Annotated in this window: 15 protein-coding genes and 9 tRNA genes; 16 read left to right on the plus strand and 8 right to left on the minus strand. The window is 52.8% G+C overall.

Annotation, left to right across the window (positions count from 1 at the left end):
• Positions 1-16: 16 nt before the first annotated feature.
• Positions 17-1,477 carry a M48 family metalloprotease gene (locus ACNRUY_RS14345; RefSeq protein ID WP_488112331.1) on the minus strand — a complete coding sequence of 487 codons (1,461 nt, stop codon included), beginning with the start codon at positions 1,475-1,477 and terminating at the stop codon, positions 17-19.
• A 435-nt stretch (positions 1,478-1,912) separates the two neighbouring features.
• Between ACNRUY_RS14345 and ACNRUY_RS14350 the strand changes: the two genes are divergently transcribed.
• Both ACNRUY_RS14350 and ACNRUY_RS14355 read left to right on the plus strand, forming a co-directional pair.
• Entirely contained in the window at positions 1,913-2,143 is a 231-nt protein-coding gene (locus ACNRUY_RS14350) for a sulfurtransferase TusA family protein (protein WP_488112332.1), read from the plus strand.
• A 12-nt stretch (positions 2,144-2,155) separates the two neighbouring features.
• Entirely contained in the window at positions 2,156-3,217 is a 1,062-nt protein-coding gene (locus tag ACNRUY_RS14355) for an AI-2E family transporter (protein ID WP_488112333.1), read from the plus strand.
• Between the two features lie 97 nt (positions 3,218-3,314).
• On the opposite strand, the gene ACNRUY_RS14360 is transcribed toward ACNRUY_RS14355, so the two are convergent.
• Positions 3,315-3,833: a peroxiredoxin gene (locus tag ACNRUY_RS14360; protein WP_488112334.1), complete on the minus strand. Its 519-nt coding sequence runs from the start codon at positions 3,831-3,833 to the stop codon at positions 3,315-3,317.
• 391 nt (positions 3,834-4,224) lie between these two features.
• Between ACNRUY_RS14360 and dapA the strand changes: the two genes are divergently transcribed.
• Positions 4,225-5,100 (plus strand): 4-hydroxy-tetrahydrodipicolinate synthase, encoded by an 876-nt coding sequence (dapA, locus tag ACNRUY_RS14365; RefSeq protein WP_488112335.1) that lies wholly within the window; start codon positions 4,225-4,227, stop codon positions 5,098-5,100.
• Between the two features lie 284 nt (positions 5,101-5,384).
• On the plus strand, positions 5,385-6,536 hold the full coding sequence (gene bamC, locus ACNRUY_RS14370; protein WP_488112336.1) for an NlpB/DapX family lipoprotein: 1,152 nt from the start codon (positions 5,385-5,387) through the stop codon (positions 6,534-6,536).
• 71 nt (positions 6,537-6,607) lie between these two features.
• On the opposite strand, the gene ACNRUY_RS14375 is transcribed toward bamC, so the two are convergent.
• A complete protein-coding gene (locus ACNRUY_RS14375; RefSeq protein ID WP_488112337.1) occupies positions 6,608-7,711 on the minus strand; it encodes a phosphoribosylaminoimidazolesuccinocarboxamide synthase in 1,104 nt (367 codons plus the stop codon).
• A gap of 654 nt (positions 7,712-8,365) precedes the next feature.
• Between ACNRUY_RS14375 and ACNRUY_RS14380 the strand changes: the two genes are divergently transcribed.
• Positions 8,366-9,241, plus strand: a complete 876-nt coding sequence (locus ACNRUY_RS14380; protein ID WP_488112338.1) for a co-chaperone YbbN — start codon at positions 8,366-8,368, stop codon at positions 9,239-9,241.
• A gap of 67 nt (positions 9,242-9,308) precedes the next feature.
• Here ACNRUY_RS14380 and rdgC read toward each other — a convergent pair whose 3' ends face one another.
• Positions 9,309-10,316 carry a recombination-associated protein RdgC gene (gene rdgC / locus ACNRUY_RS14385; RefSeq protein WP_488112339.1) on the minus strand — a complete coding sequence of 336 codons (1,008 nt, stop codon included), beginning with the start codon at positions 10,314-10,316 and terminating at the stop codon, positions 9,309-9,311.
• A gap of 188 nt (positions 10,317-10,504) precedes the next feature.
• Between rdgC and ACNRUY_RS14390 the strand changes: the two genes are divergently transcribed.
• The 11 genes from ACNRUY_RS14390 (at position 10,505) to ACNRUY_RS14440 (ending at position 13,369) form a co-directional block, all read left to right on the plus strand.
• Positions 10,505-10,580, plus strand: a tRNA-Val gene (locus ACNRUY_RS14390).
• Between the two features lie 73 nt (positions 10,581-10,653).
• A tRNA-Asp gene (locus tag ACNRUY_RS14395) sits at positions 10,654-10,730 on the plus strand.
• Positions 10,731-10,893: 163 nt separating this feature from the next.
• Positions 10,894-10,970 (plus strand) — tRNA-Asp (locus tag ACNRUY_RS14400).
• A gap of 49 nt (positions 10,971-11,019) precedes the next feature.
• Positions 11,020-11,095: transfer RNA gene (locus ACNRUY_RS14405), tRNA-Val, on the plus strand.
• A gap of 73 nt (positions 11,096-11,168) precedes the next feature.
• Positions 11,169-11,245 (plus strand) — tRNA-Asp (locus tag ACNRUY_RS14410).
• A 47-nt stretch (positions 11,246-11,292) separates the two neighbouring features.
• Positions 11,293-11,368 (plus strand) — tRNA-Val (locus ACNRUY_RS14415).
• 76 nt (positions 11,369-11,444) lie between these two features.
• A tRNA-Asp gene (locus tag ACNRUY_RS14420) sits at positions 11,445-11,521 on the plus strand.
• Between the two features lie 47 nt (positions 11,522-11,568).
• A tRNA-Val gene (locus ACNRUY_RS14425) sits at positions 11,569-11,644 on the plus strand.
• Positions 11,645-11,718: 74 nt separating this feature from the next.
• Positions 11,719-11,795 (plus strand) — tRNA-Asp (locus tag ACNRUY_RS14430).
• A gap of 411 nt (positions 11,796-12,206) precedes the next feature.
• Positions 12,207-12,908 carry a hypothetical protein gene (locus ACNRUY_RS14435; protein ID WP_488112340.1) on the plus strand — a complete coding sequence of 234 codons (702 nt, stop codon included), beginning with the start codon at positions 12,207-12,209 and terminating at the stop codon, positions 12,906-12,908.
• Positions 12,860-13,369, plus strand: coding sequence for a protein kinase domain-containing protein (locus ACNRUY_RS14440; RefSeq protein WP_488112346.1), 510 nt, complete (start codon positions 12,860-12,862; stop codon positions 13,367-13,369). Before ACNRUY_RS14435 ends, ACNRUY_RS14440 begins: the two co-directional genes overlap by 49 nt.
• 131 nt (positions 13,370-13,500) lie before the next feature.
• On the opposite strand, the gene ACNRUY_RS14445 is transcribed toward ACNRUY_RS14440, so the two are convergent.
• The 4 genes from ACNRUY_RS14445 to icmH are packed head-to-tail and all read right to left on the minus strand — an operon-like array spanning position 13,501 to position 19,624.
• Positions 13,501-14,475 carry a serine/threonine-protein kinase gene (locus ACNRUY_RS14445; protein WP_488112341.1) on the minus strand — a complete coding sequence of 325 codons (975 nt, stop codon included), beginning with the start codon at positions 14,473-14,475 and terminating at the stop codon, positions 13,501-13,503.
• Between the two features lie 9 nt (positions 14,476-14,484).
• On the minus strand, positions 14,485-15,213 hold the full coding sequence (locus ACNRUY_RS14450; protein ID WP_488112342.1) for a PP2C family protein-serine/threonine phosphatase: 729 nt from the start codon (positions 15,211-15,213) through the stop codon (positions 14,485-14,487).
• A complete protein-coding gene (tssM, locus tag ACNRUY_RS14455; protein WP_488112343.1) occupies positions 15,210-18,743 on the minus strand; it encodes a type VI secretion system membrane subunit TssM in 3,534 nt (1,177 codons plus the stop codon). Before tssM ends, ACNRUY_RS14450 begins: the two co-directional genes overlap by 4 nt.
• A complete protein-coding gene (gene icmH / locus ACNRUY_RS14460; RefSeq protein ID WP_488112344.1) occupies positions 18,740-19,624 on the minus strand; it encodes a type IVB secretion system protein IcmH/DotU in 885 nt (294 codons plus the stop codon). The genes tssM and icmH overlap by 4 nt, the downstream gene beginning before the upstream one ends.
• Positions 19,625-19,810: the final 186 nt, after the last annotated feature.

Genomic DNA, 19,810 nt, shown 5'->3' on the forward strand with positions numbered 1-19,810 from the left:
TGAGGAGCCCTTTTTTTTAACTGTTCTTCATTTTCTGCCGGTAATTCATCATATCCGCCAGCTTCTTGTCCAGCTTGGATTTCAGGGCAAAATTGTCACCCACCATCTTGCGGGCGTACTGAAGATGCTTGATAGCATCGTCCAGGTTGCCATTCAGGAAAAAATACTCCGCTCTGGACTGGTGCAGGCCGAGGATGTCATTTGCCTGTCCCTGAACCTCCGCCAGGGCAAACCAGATGTCCGGATCGTCCGGTCTGGCACGGCTCAGCTTTAACAGTTCGTCCCTGGCTTCAGAGTATTTTTGTTGTTTGGTCAGGACTTCTGCGCGGGTAGCCATAAGAGGGTAGCTTCCCGGGTTGATTTCCAGTGCCTTGTCCAGCCTGGCAATGCCTTCGTTGGCTTTTCCTGTATCCGCATCCAGAATGGCCCGGGTCATGATCAGGTGAAGGTTGCTGGGGTTGTCCTTCAGAAGTGGGGTCAGATATTGGTCTGCGACTTTGAAGTTCCGGGTTTTCATATTAGCCAGAACCAGCCCGTATCGGGTTACTGCGGGAGCTGAAGAGAGTCCGGCTTCCAGCTCTTTACTGAGCTGTTTGGCCAGTTCATTGGGGTTGCTGTTGTTCAGGATGGCTGCCCGCATGCGCATCAACTGGTAATTCAGTGAGCCTTTGCTGGCTTTTAAGGTCTGGGCAGACAACTGGTCGGCGCGGGCGCGGGAGTCGGAGATCCGGTTCTCCGTGACCGGGTGGGTCAGCAGGAATTCGGGGGGGCGGCTGCCAAAACGACTGGCCTTGTTCATCAACTCAAAGATTTCCGGCATGGCCTGAGGGTCAAAGCCTGCTTTGGTCAGGGTGTTAATACCGATATTGTCGGCTTCACGTTCAAACTGTCGGCTGAAGCGAAGTCTTGAACTCTGGACACCAGCGACAGTCGACGTCAGTGCGGCGGCCCCGGCATCGCCACCGGCCGTGGCCATCAGAATGATTGAACCCAGTATCGCAGCGGCGGTGGGTATGCTTTTATTACGAGCTTCTTCGACATTCCGGGCGTAATGACGCTGGCTGAGGTGGGCCAGTTCGTGGGCGAGCACTGCGGCAAACTGGGCTTCGGTTTCGGCATACAGGAAAAGGCCGGTGTTCACCCCGACAATACCGCCGGGTGCGGCAAAGGCGTTCAGAACCGGGCTGTCGATCACCAGGGGCACCAGCCGGTGATCCTGGAGTTCACTGGAGCCTGCGAGCCGGAATATCAGTCTTTCCAGGTAGTCTTTCAACTGGGCATCGCTGATCATGGGTGTCTGGCTGCGCAGTACTTTCAGCCATGTCCGGCCCAGCTCGTATTCCTGTTGCTGGGAGATAATACCGGATGTGGCATCCCCCAGGCTGGGAAGGTCAACGGGTCCAGCCGTGCTGGCGCCAGGATACATCGTCAGTGCGCTGCTCAGGAATATGGCTGACAGGAGACCCGGTTGTTTCATAGAATATCCGTACTCGTATTGTCTGCTGTGGGAATGCGGCCGTTTATCCACTTTCCGGTTGGCCGGATTCCATTCGATTGCACTTGTGTCTGCAGTGCTCAGTGTTATCAGGTTAGACTCTATCATGAAACCATTGGTTTGGATTGGGCTTCATGAGTTGCAGTCCCTTTAATGTTCAAGGCTGCCTTAGTTTATAGGCCGTTGAGCCTGAGGGCAGTGCTTTAGTTGCTTTATATTTACACTGTTCATACAGAATGTCGGCATTAATGAACCGGTTCACTGTCCGCTCTTTTCAGGTTCAGGCTGATGGCCGATCGTTGATATTACCTGTTTAGCCGAGGAGGTAAAGCGTTGTATGATGGCTTTAATCTGAAACCCATAATTTACATTGAGCCTGATGGGGATCTTCCCCAGGGTTGGAGATAAAGCAAAGGCATGGTTGAAGTTGATCTGGAGCTTGACCTGAAAGGGATGAGCTGCCCGTTACCCTTATTGAAGGCCAAGCAGGCATTGAGCCGAATGAGCGCTGGGCAGGTGATCCGGGTCTATGCCACCGATCCCGGGTCCGTCAGGGATTTTGCCAGTTTCGCTCGTATCAGTGGACACCGCCTGATAGCCAGTGAAACGTTAAAGGGTGTTTTTATTCATACCCTGCAGCACAAATAAAGAGGACGGTAGATGCTGAATGTCATTAAGGGCTGGCTGCACCGTTACCTGTCGGACCAGGAAGCGGTGGTGCTGCTGATCATCCTGGTGCTGGGTTTCATTATTGTGCTCACCATGGGGAATATGCTGGCTCCGGCCTTGGCGGCTCTGGTGTTTGCCTTTCTGATGCAGGGTGTTGTGAACTGGCTGGAGCGGTGGAAGGTTCCCCATGTGCTGGCCGTCAATCTGGTGTTTGCCGGGTTTATTGCGGTGTTGCTGGTGTCCATTCTGGTGGTCATTCCCCTGGTCTGGGAGCAGGTCACTCACTTGTTGAACGCCCTGCCGGGAATGGTCAGGGAGGGCCAGACACTGATGACCAGCCTGCCTGATCTTTATCCGGGGTTTGTCTCGGTTCAGCAGGTGAACCTTCTGGCCAATACTATTAACTCTCATCTGGCCGGACTTGGTCAGTGGGCGCTGTCATTTTCCCTGTCGAAAATACCCGGTGCCATGGCGTTGATGGTTTACCTGATTCTGGTGCCGATACTGGTGTTCTTTTTCCTGAAGGATAAAGATCTTCTGATCCGGTGGATGGCGGGGATGTTGCCCAGACGACGCCGACTGATTGATCAGGTGGCGGATGAAATGAACGACCAGATTGCCAATTATGTCCGTGGCAAGGCCATTGAAATCCTGATTGTGGGGGGCGTAAGTTATCTGGCTTTTGCCATCATGGGGCTGAACTACTCAGTGCTTCTTTCAGTGATGGTGGGTTTTTCTGTGGTGGTTCCCTATATTGGAGCCACTGTGGTGACCATCCCGGTTGCCATTATCGGCTTTTTTCAGTGGGGACTGTCAGACCAGTTTGCGATTCTCATTGTGGTGTACGCCATTATTCAAGCCCTGGATGGTAATGTGCTGGTGCCTCTGTTGTTCTCAGAAGCGGTTAATCTGCACCCAGTGGCGATTATTGTTGCGGTACTGGTGTTTGGTGGGCTGTGGGGGTTCTGGGGGATTTTCTTTGCGATTCCCCTGGCCACCTTGTTAAAAGCAGTGATGAATGCCTGGCCTACGGTGGCAGAGCCGGAGACTTAGGTGGGTAATGACGTTTCCCCTCACCCCAGCCCTCTCCAAGGGGGAGAGGGGGCTTCACGGCGCAAACGTTTAATCTCCCGCCCTCAGGCCTCAGGGTTTACTCCTCCTCCGGGCTCTCTGCTTTTTTGCTTTCTTCAATAACCGCTTCTGTGTCCACCATCTGGGCTGCCTGAAGCACATCCTCTACATGGTTTTTAATGCGGACTTTGCGCCATTCGTGTTGCAGGATGCCGTCACTGTCAATGAGGAAAGTGCTGCGCTCAATGCCCATGTACTCTTTGCCGTACATCTGCTTGAGCTTGATCACATCAAACAGTTTGCAGAGGCTTTCATCAGGGTCTGAGATCAGCTCGAAAGGGAAGTCGTGTTTGGCACGAAAGTTTTCGTGAGACTTCAGGCTGTCTTTGGAAACGCCGAAAATAAGGGTGTCGGACTCTGAAAAGCGGGCGAAGTTATCTCGGAATGCCTGGCCTTCACTGGTGCAGCCGGGTGTGTTGTCTTTCGGATAGAAAAACAGCACCACTTTACGGCCCTTGAGTTCTGAAAGTTTGACGGCGGTGTTACTTGTTGCTTCGGCAGTGAAGTCAGGAACGGGTTGACCCAAAGTAACGCTCATGTTCTGTCCTTTATTTCTTTCTTGCAATGGCTTCTTTAAACAGTGACTTTTATTTAATCAGAATGAGGCTGTTTTTTCTGCGTTTTTATTCATAATCAGCGTTTCGAGTGTATCGGCAAGGTTAGCAAAAAGTTCGGTTGCCGGTGATGGATTTTGTTTTTCTGTCCTCTTTTTCCAGGAAAAGCGCCTGCTCCCCTTAATCCATAGGAGAAAGATGCAAGTGGCTTTTTGTCGCTCCAGGCTGTTGTCAGCTATTTTAACCGCTCTGCCGGGGAAAGCGAGGGGGATTCTGATTCAGGTTCTGTTATCTTATGTCATCAGAACCCAGCCCTTGTGAATACAGGGGGGCGTTAGTAACATTACGCAAGAATCTGCCTTTAGGAGTGCACTGATGATTACCGGGAGCCTGGTGGCGATTGTCACCCCCATGCTTGGCAATGGTGAATTGGACTGGGAGAGTATGCATACTCTCGTGGAACATCATATCGACCAGGGAACGGACGGCATTGTCGTGGTTGGCACCACAGGCGAATCAGCAACCCTGACGGTTCAGGAGCACTGTGAGGCCATCAAACGGATGGTGAATCAGGTGAACGGGCGTATTCCGGTTATTGCCGGGACGGGAGCCAATTCAACCGCAGAAGCGGTTCATCTGACGGCAGAAGCAAAATCCCTCGGTGTGGATGCCTGCCTGCTGGTCACTCCCTATTACAACAAGCCCACCCAGGAAGGCTTATACCTCCATTACAAAACCGTGGCGGATTCTGTCGCCATTCCCCAGATTCTCTATAATGTGCCGGGGCGGACTGCGGTGGATATGCTGCCGGAAACCATTGGCCGGTTGAGCCAGCTGGACCATATTGTGGGAGTCAAGGAAGCAACGGGGATTGTTGAACGTGGGCGCCAGATTCGTGAACTCAGTGGCGAAGGTTTTGCGATCTACTCCGGGGATGATGCCACTGGCATGGAATTAATGCTGGAAGGTGGTAACGGTGTGATTTCCGTCGTTAACAATGTGGCACCCCGTCTGATGCATGAGTTGTGTGTTGCCGCTATGGCCGGAGATCGCATCACCGCAGAGGCCATCAATGAAAAACTGGCGGCCCTGAGTGAGGCGTTGTTTGCAGAGGCGAACCCGATTCCAGTGAAATGGGCTCTCAGGGAGATGGGAATGATCCGGGAAGGCATTCGCCTGCCGCTGACCCCGCTTTCCCCTGAACATCATGACCGGGTTCGGGATGCCTTGAAGCAGGCCGACCTGGTGTGAGTAGATAAGAGATAAGTTAAGCACCCTGAAGGACCCGCTGGGTCTAAAGACCCATAGGGCCTAAAGACCCACAGGGCCTAAAGGCATAAATTCAGCCATCTGTCTGATGAATCTCATGGGTGTGCTGCATTTTCAATGTTAAGCTATTCAAGGCCATGGTGGCTGGATGGCTGTCGGAACTTCGGGGAAGGGCGTCAGCCGGACTTCGAATGCGCTTTTTTGTAGAGAATGAAGCGATGATGATGAAGGCGACGGCCAAGGTAAATCTAAGGAGCATAGAAAGTATGAGGCGCACTCTCTTAAGCCTGTCTGTTCTGATCGGTGCTGTTTCTCTGGCAGGCTGTGCCAATCCTTTCGGCCAGGAGGGGTATCTGCGCGACAAGTCGGGAGACTACACCACGGCTGAGACTGCAGAACCGATCAAGCTGCCCGAAGGCACAAATGCCAAGGAGATTGGGGATATTCTGGTGATTCCGGAAACCGGCCAACAGTATCAACCGCTTTCCAGGGATTTTGAAATCCCCCGGCCTTCCCAGCGTCTGATGATGAAAGAAGGCAACAGTTACTCTCTGGAGAGAGATGGCTCCAACGAATGGCTGCAGGTGGCCAAGAGTCCTGCGGAAGTCTGGCCCGGTATCCTGGCTTATCTTGAAGAGCTGGGTGTGGTGGCTGTGACCAAAAACCCGCGGACGGGCATTATTGAAACCGAATGGAATGATTTTGGTGAAGATAAAGAGCACGGCCTTATGTACCGCACCATTGGTAAGCTGGTGGGGGTCGATGACCTTGACCCCATGGAGGACCGTTTCCGATTTGAAGTGCGAAACGGCATAAAGGCGGACACTGCCGAAGTGCATATCTCCCACAAGGGAAGGCCTGTCACCAAAGCAGGAAAGGCGCCTGCGCCGGAACCTGAGCAATGGAACAACCTGGAGGCTCGCAGCCAGCGCCTGACCAGTGGCATGCTGGGAGAGTTGCTGGTGTTCCTCGCCCGAAGCGAAACCCGGTCCTCCGTTTCTCTGTTGGCGCAGGATCTGGATGTGGGCTCTTTGACTGAATTGAGTAAAGACGGCAACGGTAACCCAATACTGACCATTCGTGACCTTTCCTTTGCCCGTGCCTGGGCGGCGGTTTCTTCTGCGCTCGACAAGGCAGGGTTGAAGGTGATTGACCGGAATCGTTCTGCAGGGCTTTTCTACGTGGCCAAAGACCTTCAGCAGGTGAATCAGGAGGAAGAGGAGAAAGGCTTCTGGTCCGGGCTGTTTGGTGGAGAGGATGACAAGAAGAGTGAGGTTTCCGATCCGGCAGAAACTCTGAGCGTCAGGGTCAGCAACTATTCAGAAGTGGTTCAGCTGTCGGTAGAGGAAAATGTGAACACTTCTGCACCGGCGGATGTCAGTGAAAAGCTGTTGAAGCTGATCCAGGAAAATATGTAAATCTTTATACAGCCGGTTCACTTGTGAGTGAACCGGCTGCCTTCCTTTATCTATGGCGATTTCAGGGGTGTTCAGTCAATCAGTCCATAGTCCCGCTTTAACACTTCAATGATCTCGGCTTTGGGGTTTTCTGACAGGGTCAGGGTTTCACCAGTGATCTTTTCTGCGATATCAATGTAGGTGCGGGAGACTTCCATCAGGACGCTTTCGGGCAGAGGGTTCTCTCTGGCCAGCCGGTCACGCTCATCCATACGGTCCTTGTTCAGCAGAACGTCAGGGTCAGGGAAATGGTTCAGCAACAGCTGCCGGAAAGCCTCCTTGGAGTTTTCCACTACCTGGCCTTTCCGGTAGGCGGGACCGTCCCAGATCCGGGAGGAGTCTGGTGTGCCAACCTCATCCATATAAATCAGTTTTTCCTGGCCACTGGCGTCGGTCACGTAACCAAACTCAAATTTAGTGTCCACGAAAATCTGGTCCAGTTTGGCCAGGGCCGTGCTGATAACCTCAAATCCTTCTTTCAGCAGCATTTCGTAACGGGAAATATCATCCAGGCTGTTGAAGTTGAAGGACTTGAAGTGGTCTTCAATGTTCTGGCGGGTAATGTTGACGTCATCCACTTCCGGAACACCGGGAATATTTTTCAGGATGCCTTTGGTAGAGGGCGTAATCAGAAGCTCCGGAAGCTTCTGGTCTTTTTCCAGGCCGTCTGGAATCTGGATACCGCAGAACTCACGCTCTCCCTTGCTGTAGGAACGCCACATGGAGCCGGTAATGTATTGACGACCAATGGCTTCAATCATCACCGGGCGGGCTTTCTGGACAATCCAGACGAAGGGGTGGGGGATATCCAGAATATGGCTGTCCGCCAGCCCCTGCTCCCGGAACAGTTTGAACCAGTGGTTTGAAATGGCATTGAGGGCGGCACCTTTGCCAGGTACCCCGTTCATTCCCCCTTCCCCGTGCCAGAGGCAGTCAAAGGCGCTGATACGGTCTGAAATGACCATGATGGCCAGAGGGGCGTCAGGGGCGACGTCATAGCCTTTTTCCTGTATCAGCCTCCGACTGTCGGACTCTGTCAGCCAGTACACGGAGCGAACTTTACCAGAGTGGATGCTCTGGTCAGTCCGTATGGGAAGATCGTTGTTAACGGCCAATACCTTATCAGCAAGACTCATTGCAACTAACCTGTTTGAGTGGATGATTGGACATGTGTTTTAGTGGGAGCCCGCTCTGCAGTGACTGTTAGAAGTGTTATAACTGCAAGGCAGTGGCGCCCGGTTGCCTGAGGCGGCATCATAGCAAATGTCCCATTCCTGATGTAGTGGGCAGGCAGTAAATCGCCTGTTTTTCATTTGGCAGGAATCCAGGCTTGCCAGAGGTATCGGGTCAAAAAATCAATCTTTTCTTTAATAACTGATAGTTATTAGGGAAAAGGGCGTGAATTGCCCTTTTCAGGGGGAGTAAGGGGCTGTTCCCCGGGGCGCTAATTTTTTTTATACACAAATGTCAAGCGATTGACGTGTATTTTTTTTGGACTTTATAAGTGCCTGATTTTTTAAGTACTTATCGCAACCCATTGAAATATAAGACAAAAAAATAGATTAAAAAATAACCAGTTTGATAAAGGGGTAGGAATCATCGGTCTTTGTGACCGGTTGGTGACAGTCTTCCACAAACTTATCCACAGAAACTGTGGGTAAATCCTGGTGGCTGGGTAATTTGCCGGTCAGTGGGTATTCAGGGTGCCGTTAATTCCAACTTTGTATTAAAGTTTCGTCCATTGATGACGAGACGACTTCAAGCAAAGTTCAAACAATAGAGTATTGATCATGAGCGCAGTGATGAGTGACCAGAGCAGTGTGATGGATGTGACGGAGAGTAATATCCAGGAGATACTGCAGCTTTCTACTGAAAAGCCGGTGCTTCTATATATAGGGATGGGCAGTGACCCGGCCTGCTCTGAGCAGTTGTCGACTCTGGAAGCGCTGACGACCTCGTATCAGGGCAAACTGGTACTGGCGAAACTGGATGCAGAGGTTGAGCAAATGCTGGCTCAGCAGCTGGTCAGTCAACTGAGGGTCAGTGCATTACCGGGGCAGGTGATTCTGCACCAGGGTCGCCCTGCCCAGGTGTTCAGTGGCCCCCAGACGGAGGAGGCTTTGCGGGCGGTTCTGGACCCCCTCACCATGAGTCCTGCGGACATCATTCGCCAGCAGGTGGATGCGCTCATTGCCGGGGGTGATATTCAGCAGGCCCTGGCCATGGTTCAGCAAATTCTGCTGGAAGAGCCGGAGAATCATGGGCTCCAGGTGTTGCAGGTGAACTTGCTGCTGGAGCTGGGCCGTATCGATGATGCCCGGCAGCTGATGTCTGCGCTGCCGGATGATGCTGAAGGTATTGCCCAGCCAAAAGCAAAGCTCGCGTTTTATGAAATGGTGGCGGATGCCCCGGCCCGTGATGAGCTGGAGGCCAGGTTGAAGAGCGATGACAATGACCATGAAGCCCGTTACCAGCTGGCCATTCGAATGGTCATTGCCGATGCGTCGGAAGAGGCTCTGGATCATCTGTTGATCATTGTCCGCCGGGACCGCCAGTTCCGTGAAGACGGTGCAAGGCTGCTGATGCTGAAGATTTTTGATCAGCTGGGTCCAGGCAACCCGGTGGCCAAGAGGTATCGGAGCAAGCTGTTTGGCCTGATGCACTGATTGATGGCGAGTAGAAGTTGAGTAAAGAGCGGCGCAGGTTAAAGGGCGCCGCGCTCAACAGGGAGGGTCAGGCTTCGGCTTTTTCCGGAAGGTCTACGGAAAGGCTGGCCACGGTTTTACGTTGTTCTTCATTTTCCTCGCTCATCCCGCCCAGGCACTCCACCAGATCCCGGATCATTTTCTGAAGGGTGAGCGTCATGACGGAAAAGTCAGCATCAAACTGCTCGGCAGCGCTGTCCGCCTCAATTTCATCCAGCTGATCCTGAATCACTTCGGTAAACTTCAATTTACGGATGACCAGGTCATCTCCCAGAACAAAGCTCAGGGCCTCGTCCCAGACCAGTGCCATTTTGCTGACCTGCTTGCCTGCCGCCAGGTGAACATCCACCTCTTCACCGGACAGTTCCTGCTTGCTTACTTTAACCTGGCCTCCCTCATCGCCGGGCTCGCGCAGTTCACATTCTTCCCCAAGGACCAGGCAGGGGGGGAGAGGGGTTTCCCGGGACAGCCAGCGGGTCATGCTGAAGGAAGGCATGTTCTTGAGGGGGGTATTAACAATGGGAAGGCTGCCAAGGCATTCCCGCAGGCAGCTGGTCAGTTCTTCCGCTTTCTTGAAGGAGGAGGCATCCACCACCATCCAGCCCTCAGTGGGGTCGATATAGGCACTGGTCTTCTGACTGCGGGTGAATGCCCTGGGGAGCAGCTCCATCAGAACATCGTCTTTTAATGCCTTCTTCTCTTTGCTGAATACCTGGCGGTCCTGTTCCTGCTCAATCTGCTCTACCTTTTCTTCCAGGACATCCTTGATCACGCTGGCGGGTAATACCTTCTCTTCCTTGCAGGCGGTGACCATGACAAAACCATTGGTGCTGTGGGTCAGAAGGTCTCCATGCTTGCCAAGGGGAGGCACCCATCCGTAAGTACTCATGTCCTGGCTGCCACAGCTCCGAAAGCGCTTCTGTACCAGCTTTTCTTCCAGTTCCTCAGCCTTAAGCTCAAAAGCCTGGGTAAACCGGTAAAAAATAAGGTTCTTGAACCACATGGTCATTCCTGAATCCTGATAATGAAGTGCCATGGTAGCAGACCTGCTTTGCAAAAGAGGAGCGGCCGGAAAAAAAGTCTTTAATAACGGTTGCGTATCAACAGGTTAGCTGCTTATAATTCGCCGCGTTGTTGAGAGGGGCGCTGCCCGCCAACAACGGCTTTCATAACGGACTACTTTCTGGAATGGTTTCCGCAAAATAGTTCTTTTATTAAGCATTTGGGTGATTAGCTCAGCTGGGAGAGCATCTGCCTTACAAGCAGAGGGTCGGCGGTTCGATCCCGTCATCACCCACCATTTCTTTTACATGACCGCTGAAGCGTTATGTAAAAGTGCGTGACCATCAATATTCAGTGTTGATGTTATCAGCGGACCGGTAGTTCAGTTGGTTAGAATGCCGGCCTGTCACGCCGGAGGTCGCGGGTTCGAGTCCCGTCCGGTCCGCCACTTCATTGACAATTCCTGCGGTAAAAATTGCTGTAAAGGGTTGTGGTGGAGGATTGAATGATTGATCTGTCAGGGTATACCACAGGTTGATCTTGGGGGAAGTTCTGGTAAAGTCTTCGTCCGCTGTCGTTAGAGACAGTGTTGCAGAAAAGCGTTTTGCTGCGGACCGGTAGTTCAGTTGGTTAGAATGCCGGCCTGTCACGCCGGAGGTCGCGGGTTCGAGTCCCGTCCGGTCCGCCACTTGCTTTCAGGTAGGTGATCAGGCAAGGTTCTGCGACAAACAGGTTCAGGGTGATTAGCTCAGCTGGGAGAGCATCTGCCTTACAAGCAGAGGGTCGGCGGTTCGATCCCGTCATCACCCACCATTTCTTTTGCATGACCGCTGAAGCGTTATGTAAAAGCGCGTGACCATCAATATTCTGTATTGATGCTATCAGCGGACCGGTAGTTCAGTTGGTTAGAATGCCGGCCTGTCACGCCGGAGGTCGCGGGTTCGAGTCCCGTCCGGTCCGCCACTCTTTTCGGGTAACAGTATCTGGAAAGGGGTTTTTAAGAGAGTTCAGGGTGATTAGCTCAGCTGGGAGAGCATCTGCCTTACAAGCAGAGGGTCGGCGGTTCGATCCCGTCATCACCCACCAATACACTTTTGCATGACCGCTGAAAAGGTTATGTAAAAGCGCGTGACCATCAGTATTCTGTGTTGATGTTATCAGCGGACCGGTAGTTCAGTTGGTTAGAATGCCGGCCTGTCACGCCGGAGGTCGCGGGTTCGAGTCCCGTCCGGTCCGCCACTCTTTTCGGGTAACAGTATTTGGAAAGGGGTTTTTAAGAAAGTTCAGGGTGATTAGCTCAGCTGGGAGAGCATCTGCCTTACAAGCAGAGGGTCGGCGGTTCGATCCCGTCATCACCCACCATTTCTTTTGCATGACAGTTGGAAACATTATGCAAAAGCGCGTGACCATCAATGTTCTGTATTGATGTTATCAGCGGACCGGTAGTTCAGTTGGTTAGAATGCCGGCCTGTCACGCCGGAGGTCGCGGGTTCGAGTCCCGTCCGGTCCGCCATCTCTTCAAACCCTTGCGATACCTGTCGTAAGGGTTTTGTCGTTTATATGGCCTCTGTTCAAATGGTTAGCGGCAGAATGCTTTGGTTTGTGGCCTTCCGTTTTTTTAGTTATTTTGCCTGTTTTTCTTACTTTTTTCTGCAAAGCCGTGGTTCACGGGCTTTGGCAAATAACAGAATTTAACTGTTTGTCTTTTAAAGATTTTGTTGTTTTTTGAGGGGTTTAATTTCAAAGGTTCGTAGCTTTTCCTTCGGCCAGGTGACCTGGTCTGGATTTTAATTTTCATTCAGGGATGAAGAAGATGGATCAGAACTGACATTCTTTGAGTCAGCTATGTAACATCCGGATAAAGCACAGACCGCTATGGCCGAAAGAGAACAATAGATACCCGATTCTAAAGGTCATGCTGAAAATGAACTCTGCAAATATCACTTCATATATTGAAAAGATTGATGGATTTGTAGATTCTGGCCAATGCGAGACTCTTGGAGATCTAGCCATAACCAAGAGGGGAAGGCTGGTTTCAGTGAAAGGGCACGAAGATGATGACCATATTTATGATGATGCAAAAGAGCGGTTTTGCGGTCAGGTTAACAGTTATCTGGGGTCAAATAAATTTACACTTAGCTCGGATATTGCTGAGGTAAGTAAATCATTAAAAGAGCGAAAGATACAGTCAGAATATCATCAGGCGGCCCGTAATCATAATGCGCTCTACTTATCCCAGAAGCTTGGTTCAGGGTTTGAAAGTGATGTTGCGATTGCTGAAGGAGCCACAGAGCGACATGCCTTTAAACTTCATTCAAGTTCTTATCAAGCAGATAATGAACGTAATGTCCTGTCGATATTGGATCATAAAAATATAATAAAAAATCACCCATCTTTAGAAAATGATGAAAATACCTTTGCAGTAGCAAGCACCCCTAGTGATGAAGAAGACTTTGAGTTAGTTGAGCTCAAAAAAATGGAATGTTCTCTAATAACCAATGTCAAAAAAACTACATTAATGGATAGTATTAAAAAAGGGGAGCTAAGCAACATTGAAAAGTTGAAATTGCAGGTAAGATTCTTGATGCTGTCGCGTACCTTCAAACAAGGAATGTTGTTCATTTAGATATAAAATCCGATAATGTTCTTTTGGATGAGGTATTTGAACCTTTTCTGATTGACTTTGGATTTTCCCGGATTGGTCACTCTCATGAAACACTACCCATATCTGGTTATGGGCCAAGAGGGCCTTTGGAAACTAAACTTGGCATAAAAGTCGATTGTAGTGTTGATGGTTATAAAGCGGATGCTTGGGCAACAGGGTATCTTTTGCTTGAAATGTTTTCTGATCCATCTAAATTCAGTGGTTTTAAAAATGCAATGGATAAATTACGGAAATCTTATGAAAAATGCGGTTTTTTGGCGGAATCAAAAGATGCAGAGTTGAGGTTCAAGAAATGTACCGATGAGCTTGTTAGTAAGCTCCCCGTACCTATGCAACAGACTACCGGAAAACTATTAGAACTTGATCCAGAAAAACGCCTGACGGTAAAAGAGTGTTTGGAACTTTACCATAATGAAGAGTAAGTGCCGACCTGAAGTAAAAAATAGTTCAGACCTTATCTAAGGAAGGTGAGAATACCCCCCCAACACACTAACGGTCGATATGGGATGCGGTGAGATAAACCCAGGTGCCCAGCTGATGCAATAAACCCGGCTCAGGGTTTCACCTTGAAGAAAAACCAGGAGCGGGAGGGTTTGCTGGTTTGCAGGGCCTGGAGCTGGTCGGTATCAATGGCTCTCAGGGCGTTCAGAAGGGGGCGAAGGGAAGAGGGCCTGTCTGCGGGGTTCAGCGACATTCCCTGCAGCAATAGATCTGAAAGTTCATGGGTAGCCGGAAACAGAGGAGGAATGTCAGAAAGGTCTGCGCTGTCAGAGCGGTCCTTCTCAAATGGATGGTTGCCCTTAAGCAGCTGGTATACCAGGGCACAGGTTGAAAACTGGTCGGACATCAGACTGGGGGCGCTGCCGGTAAAAAGCTCCGGAGCCGCATATCGGCTGCTCCAGGCCTGAATGTTGCAATGTTCAAGGGTGTTGATACGGGTACTGGTACTGGTGGATATGCCAAAATCAAACAACACCAGTCGACCATTGGCTTTGATGATCAGGTTGCCGGGTTTGATATCCGCATGAATCACCCCGCAGGTATGGCAGTGTAACACCGCCACCACCAGCTGGACGGACAGATCCAGGGCCTTCTGGGCTGAAAGTCTGGAGCCCGGAAGGCCGCTGTTAATCATGCTGTCCAGGGACTGCCCCCGGATTTCATCCATAACTATAAAGGGCTTTTGCTGGGACTGATCAATGTCAAAGTGACGCACCCGGACCAGGCCCGGGTGATGTAAACGCTCGCTGATCTGGTACTCACCAAATAGCAGCCGGTCAGCATCGGGATAGCCTTCCAGCTGACTGCTGACCATTTTGATGGCCACTGTCTTTTTCTGCCCACTGAGGGTTTCCTGGAGAGCGTCGCGGGCCCGATAGACCACGCCCATGCCACCGACCCCCAGGATTCGTTCAATGGAATACCTTTGCTGCAATAATTCAGGCTGACCCGGCATGGGGGACTGAACATCGCTGATGGCTGAGTCGGGGACAAGGGGCTGCTCTCCCTGTTGCATAACACTCTCCATGGAAATGGTTTACTGAAAGTAAACGGCCAGAGCCGTTATGTTGTCCGATGCTTTTCCAGCCAGGGAACGGTCCACCAGGCGGTCAACCGCTTGTCGTGCGGAGGGGGCATTAAGGCCTTCCGCCAGCTGCTCGGGAGCAAGCTCCCGAAACAGCCCGTCGGTGCACATCAGAAGCCGGTCACCACTGGACAGGGTGAATGCGGTTTGCTCCAGTGCCAGCCGTCCTCCGCCACCAATGGCCCGGGTCAGCCTCTGGCCACCGGGCAGGCTGGCGGCCCGGGTTTCACAAAGTACGCCCTGCTCGATCCACTGTCTGGCCTGGGTATGATCCCGGGTCAGACAGTACAGTTTGCCCCGGCGCCATAAATAGCAACGGCTGTCGCCAGCCCACAGGCACACGGCTTGTCGACCCTGGCGGCAGACAGCCACCACGGTGCTGCCCGGCAGTAGACCTTTAACAAGGGTCATTTCCTGGCTTAACTGGTTGTGAACTTTCCCCAGGGCCTCGGAAATACCCTTGACCCGCTGGGCCAGGAGAGCTGGCTGAGACTGATCCATCAGTCCCTCAATGACCATGCGGCTGGCCAGGTCGCCCCGGCCATGGCCACCCATGCCATCTGCAACTGCCCAGAGCGCAGAGGTTTTGGCATTCAGGTAGCAGTCTTCGTTGGTGGTTCTGATTTTGCCCAGATCCGTCCGGGCAAAAGAGTGGCATTGAAGGTTTTCTGGATCGTTCATAAAGTTTCTGGCAGCCTGAATCCATCCAGCAGTTGGCGGTCAAAGGGGTTGTTGGCCGATTCGGCGGTTAGAAGGAATTGCACCTCGGGTGCCTGGCTTCCCCCCTGATGAAGTTTCAGAACCCGCTCACCCTGGAACTGGCTGATAACAAACTGATCCAGCAGACGGAACAGGGACCAGGCGCCGGAAAATTCATACATTGTCCGATTCACACGGCTAAGGTCTTTCATTTCAAGGCTGGCATACTGTTCAGCCCCTTCCACGGGCCATTGGAAGGCTTTGCGTTCAACAGGGCCATGTTCATAGCCCAGGGACTGTGGACCAGAGCGGAACTGCACCTGAATAACGCTGTTGTCCAGCTCATAGGGTTCCAGATTGAAACTGGCTGTTGCCCTGCTGCTGTCCCCACTGAAGAAAGCCTGCTGAATACGGTGAGCCTGCTGGAAAGTGTCCTTCAGTGAAGTGGACAGATGGATGGAGAGACCATCGGTGACATGCTCCACCACTTTGCCATTGCGAAGGCGGGCAAAGGGGCTTAACACCTCATCCCAGAACACCTGTAACTGGCCATCGCCCCTGAAGAAGGCATTGAAATCCGCCAGGGCAATTTCGCTGTCAGTGCTTGCAAAAGGGTAACGATTGGCAATTTTACGACGGTAGACGGGCAGGACATCCTCGGAATAACGGCGGGCAATATAGCTGCGCGTCGCTTTCAGGCTGAGGGCCCACGTATTGTCGCCAAGGGTTTGTAGCCAGGACTGAACCGGTTGGGGCAGACGGCTGGCGGCGTTTTTCAGGGCATTGAGCGGCTCATTGGCTCCTTTCATATGAGACCGGGTGAAACGGTACCCCGCCTCTCCGGAATCAGAAGCGTTGAGAATGGCGGAGAGACTGCCATGGAGATCATTGACCGCCACATTCATATCCTGAAGCACCACGGCAATACCTTCCCCATCAGGCAGCAGCAGGTTCAGGCTGTGGAAGCGTCGGGAAATGGCCTGACGGGCGGTGGAATTGTCAAGCTTGGCCATAGCCGCTGACATACCACCGGCAGCAACTTTCGCCAGTTTGCCTTTCTTCCCCTGAAGCTTGGAGGCGGCTTTTTCAACCCCATCTTCGGCGAGCTGGGTCTGGTCCAGGAAGGTGGTGTTTTCCCTTATGGTGGAAAGAATCCGGATCACGGGTTCGGCACCGGAGGTGATACCAGCAAGCTGTCGTGCGGCTTCGGTCAGATTATCAGGCGTGGTGATGGACAGTTTTCCTACCGCAGTGCTCCAGTACTCGGCATAGTCCCTGAAATACATATCCTCTACCTGGCCATAGAGCTTACGGAGTTCCAGTTCGCTGAGGCTGGCGGAGGTGCCAAGCACCCAGTTCTGCTTCACTTCCGAACGGATGCGGTCAAGCCCCTGGGGCAGGAACACATCCTGGTAGCCCCTCTGGGTGTAGAGTCCGGGTATGGAAAAGTCTGCTCCATTGAAAATACGGTACTGGGGGCTCAGCACGGAGTTGAACCGGAACGGTTCAAGCTCCTGACCAAAAGTATCTTCCTTGATATTCCGGTAAACCAGGGAGGCCACTGACTCTTTGCGCAGCTCATGGCGGGCCTTGTCGACGATCTGCTGGTTCAGTACAGCAGGCTCAAAGCCACTTTCCAGGAGGCGCTGAAAGTGCTCAACCAGTGCCTTTTGTACCTGGCTGTCGCCGCTGTAGCGATAGGACCAGTCCAGAGCCAGCCAGTTTTGCAGGTACTCCCGGTCCAGGTGCTGTTGCTCCTGAAGCATCAGGTAGGCACGGAGCGACTGGAACAGAAAGTCCCGGTTGTCCAGGTTGGCCATGATCTGTTCCTCCAGCTGCACCAGAATACGGGGCAGCAGGAGCTGTTTCAGTTCATTATGATAAGTGGCGGTGACCTGTGGGTCGAGCCGCCCAGCCTGATCCAGCCCCATTCCCTTTGGAAGCAGGGTCTTTTCCCGGTGGCCGTATACCCAGGTGGCATTATAAAGAGTGTTCAAAACCGGCAGTGTGCTGCGGGCTCCTCCCAGAGGGGACAGTTTGATACGGGCTTCCCGGTATTGCTGGAAATCACTGATCAGCTGTTTCTGTTGATCTGAATTCTCAATAAACGACTGTGTCCATAAGCCTCCCGCCAGGCAGACGATACCAGCGGCACTGCCGTATACCAGCCGGTTGGTCCAGCGTACCCGGCTTTCATAGCGGGCATCAATACCGGCCAGATCTGACTCAGGAATAACGACTTCCTCCAGCAGCCGCCGGATAAACAGGCCACTGCGATGGCTCTGCACAGGCAGCAGGCCGCTGCTCATCCCCAGGTTCTGGCCAATAGCGCTGGTGCTGCTGTCCACCTGCGCGCTGACGGCCGGGGTACTGGTAAAATAAAAGCCCCTGAGCTGGGTGCCCTGGTGGTACCGGGTGGGGGCAAAGGCCAGCTCAATAAACAGCGACAGACGTTCATTGATACTGGCCAGGCTCTGGGGAAACTCCAGAATCCGGCTGCGTCGCTGAATATCGCGCTCATTGTTGACCCGGCTGATCATCTGGCTGTTGAGGCGGCGGAGCAACTCTTCATACTCACGGTGGACAATGTCTATCTGGGTGCCATCATCCCCCTCCCGGAAGGTGACGCCCATTACCTGTTCCCGCTCCTCTGTGGTCAGGGCCTCAAAGGTTTCGTTGAAACCGGTGAGTTTATCGGCCTGGGTCAGCACCAGATAAACCGGTACATCGATGCCCAGACGGTTGCGGATATCCTGCATCCGGTCCCGGATATCACGGGCATGCTGTTCTATATCCACTTCCGGGCTGCTGATCAGACGACCCGTGTCCAGGGTCAGAATCAGTCCGTTAACCGGACGACGTCGACGCCGGTTGTGAAGTCGGTCAAGGAAGCCCTCCCACACGGGCACATCAATTTCCGGGTTGGCACGGTTGAAGTAGCGGCCGGCCACATCCACAAAGACGGCGTGGTTGGCAAAGTACCAGTCACAATGACGGGTGGCGCCAATATCCCGGGTCATGCGCTGTCGGGCCTGCTGCTCCAGGGGAAAATCAATGCCGGAGTGCTGCAGCAGGGCGCTCTTGCCACTGTCAGTGGCTCCAAGCACCAGGTACCAGGGCAACTCATACTTGACCCGGTCGCCGCGGCGGCCATAGAGGCTAGAACTGCGAATGGTAACCTGGGCATCGTCCAGCCGTTTGCCCAGCAGGGCGAGCTCCTCACGGATCTGCTGCTTCCTCTGCTGAGAAGCCAGGGCCATCTGAATTTCTTCTTCCGTTTTTTCCCGGCGTGTTTTTCTCCAGGACGAGATGGCCAGTGCGACGCCCCAGATCAGGAACATCAGAGCGATCACAATCACCCTGGGCGCGATACCGGCGAGAATGGCATTTTCAGCGACGGCCACCTGAGGGCCGCCGAACCACACCAGCAGGGCCAGTACCATCACCAGTAAAAAGGTCCAGAAGGCGGGGCGGTTGATGGCTTTCCAGAATGTTGCCAGTTTCTTTTTCACAGGGATTCTCCATTGCTGTCCGTTGCCTGGCTTTCAGTGTCGCTTATTTCATAAAGGGTTGTGACGGTCTCGGATTGTTGATCCAGAACGTAGCGGAAGCCACCATAAATCACCCCAAGGCTCAGTACCGCGATCAGTGAAATGATGGCCAGCGGTGCATGGTGGGCCAGTTTATGGGGGCGGTCCGCTGAACCTTTCCAGTTGGGGGAAAGCTCTTTACGGATATCCCCACGGAGGGTTCGGATCTGGCGGAACAGACTGTCCCGGATCGCTTCCAGTTCGGTGATCCCCCGGGCTTGAAAGCGGTATTTACCTTCAAAGCCCAGACTGAGGCAGAGGTAGGCCAGTTCCATCAGATCCAGATAGCGGACCGGGTTGGTGGTCAGCCGCTCAATCAGCTGAAACACCTTTTCGCCCCCATCGGTTTCCTGGTGGAAGGAACTGAGCAGGCTGCTGCCAAAGGGGTGGTCGCCCTGGTTGCCAGGGCTGCTGCTTACCGCCTCATCCAGGGCAGTACACAACAAGTATCGTGCAGCAGTGACATCGCCGCTGTCGCATCCCAGGGAGAGTGCCTGGTACTCAAAGCCCTTGATATCATTGACCAGGGCCTCCCGGAGGGATTCCGAGGGTTGCAGGGCATTGCGGTCGCTTCTCAGGGCAGTCATCCGGGTCAGCAGCGGAGCTGCCGCCTGGACAATGGGGTTGGCCCCCATATTCAGGGTTTGCTCCGGCCGTTGCCGGGCGGCATACACCATCCGGTCAGCCAGCTGTTCATAGTGGATAGGGGTGGCCTGGCTGGTCAGCGCAGAGGGGGACGGACCTTCATTGTCCCGGCTGACCAGCATGGTCTGGTCATCAATAGGCGGCGATTGTGTGTTCATAGAAGACTATTGGAGTGATGTAATTTAATAGGGCTTAAGTTTTAAAAACTGTGATCAGACCGGCGCTGTTCAAATTAAGTGTTGCTCTACCCAATGTATAGAAACTTGATCTAAAAAAGCCTCCTCTGAGAAGAGTTGAGTTTTAAGAAACCTTTTCCACCCGAGGTAACGAGACAGGTATTTTGT

This window comes from Endozoicomonas sp. Z74 (genome assembly GCF_057680865.1).

Coding starts and splice junctions, on each gene's coding strand:
- ACNRUY_RS14345 (WP_488112331.1), bottom strand. CDS start 1,477: ATGAAACAACCGGGTCTCCTGTCAGCCATATTCCTGAGCAGCGCACTG.
- ACNRUY_RS14350 (WP_488112332.1), top strand. CDS start 1,913: ATGGTTGAAGTTGATCTGGAGCTTGACCTGAAAGGGATGAGCTGCCCG.
- ACNRUY_RS14355 (WP_488112333.1), top strand. CDS start 2,156: ATGCTGAATGTCATTAAGGGCTGGCTGCACCGTTACCTGTCGGACCAG.
- ACNRUY_RS14360 (WP_488112334.1), bottom strand. CDS start 3,833: ATGAGCGTTACTTTGGGTCAACCCGTTCCTGACTTCACTGCCGAAGCA.
- dapA (WP_488112335.1), top strand. CDS start 4,225: ATGATTACCGGGAGCCTGGTGGCGATTGTCACCCCCATGCTTGGCAAT.
- bamC (WP_488112336.1), top strand. CDS start 5,385: ATGAGGCGCACTCTCTTAAGCCTGTCTGTTCTGATCGGTGCTGTTTCT.
- ACNRUY_RS14375 (WP_488112337.1), bottom strand. CDS start 7,711: ATGAGTCTTGCTGATAAGGTATTGGCCGTTAACAACGATCTTCCCATA.
- ACNRUY_RS14380 (WP_488112338.1), top strand. CDS start 8,366: ATGAGCGCAGTGATGAGTGACCAGAGCAGTGTGATGGATGTGACGGAG.
- rdgC (WP_488112339.1), bottom strand. CDS start 10,316: ATGGCACTTCATTATCAGGATTCAGGAATGACCATGTGGTTCAAGAAC.
- ACNRUY_RS14435 (WP_488112340.1), top strand. CDS start 12,207: ATGAACTCTGCAAATATCACTTCATATATTGAAAAGATTGATGGATTT.
- ACNRUY_RS14445 (WP_488112341.1), bottom strand. CDS start 14,475: ATGGAGAGTGTTATGCAACAGGGAGAGCAGCCCCTTGTCCCCGACTCA.
- ACNRUY_RS14450 (WP_488112342.1), bottom strand. CDS start 15,213: ATGAACGATCCAGAAAACCTTCAATGCCACTCTTTTGCCCGGACGGAT.
- icmH (WP_488112344.1), bottom strand. CDS start 19,624: ATGAACACACAATCGCCGCCTATTGATGACCAGACCATGCTGGTCAGC.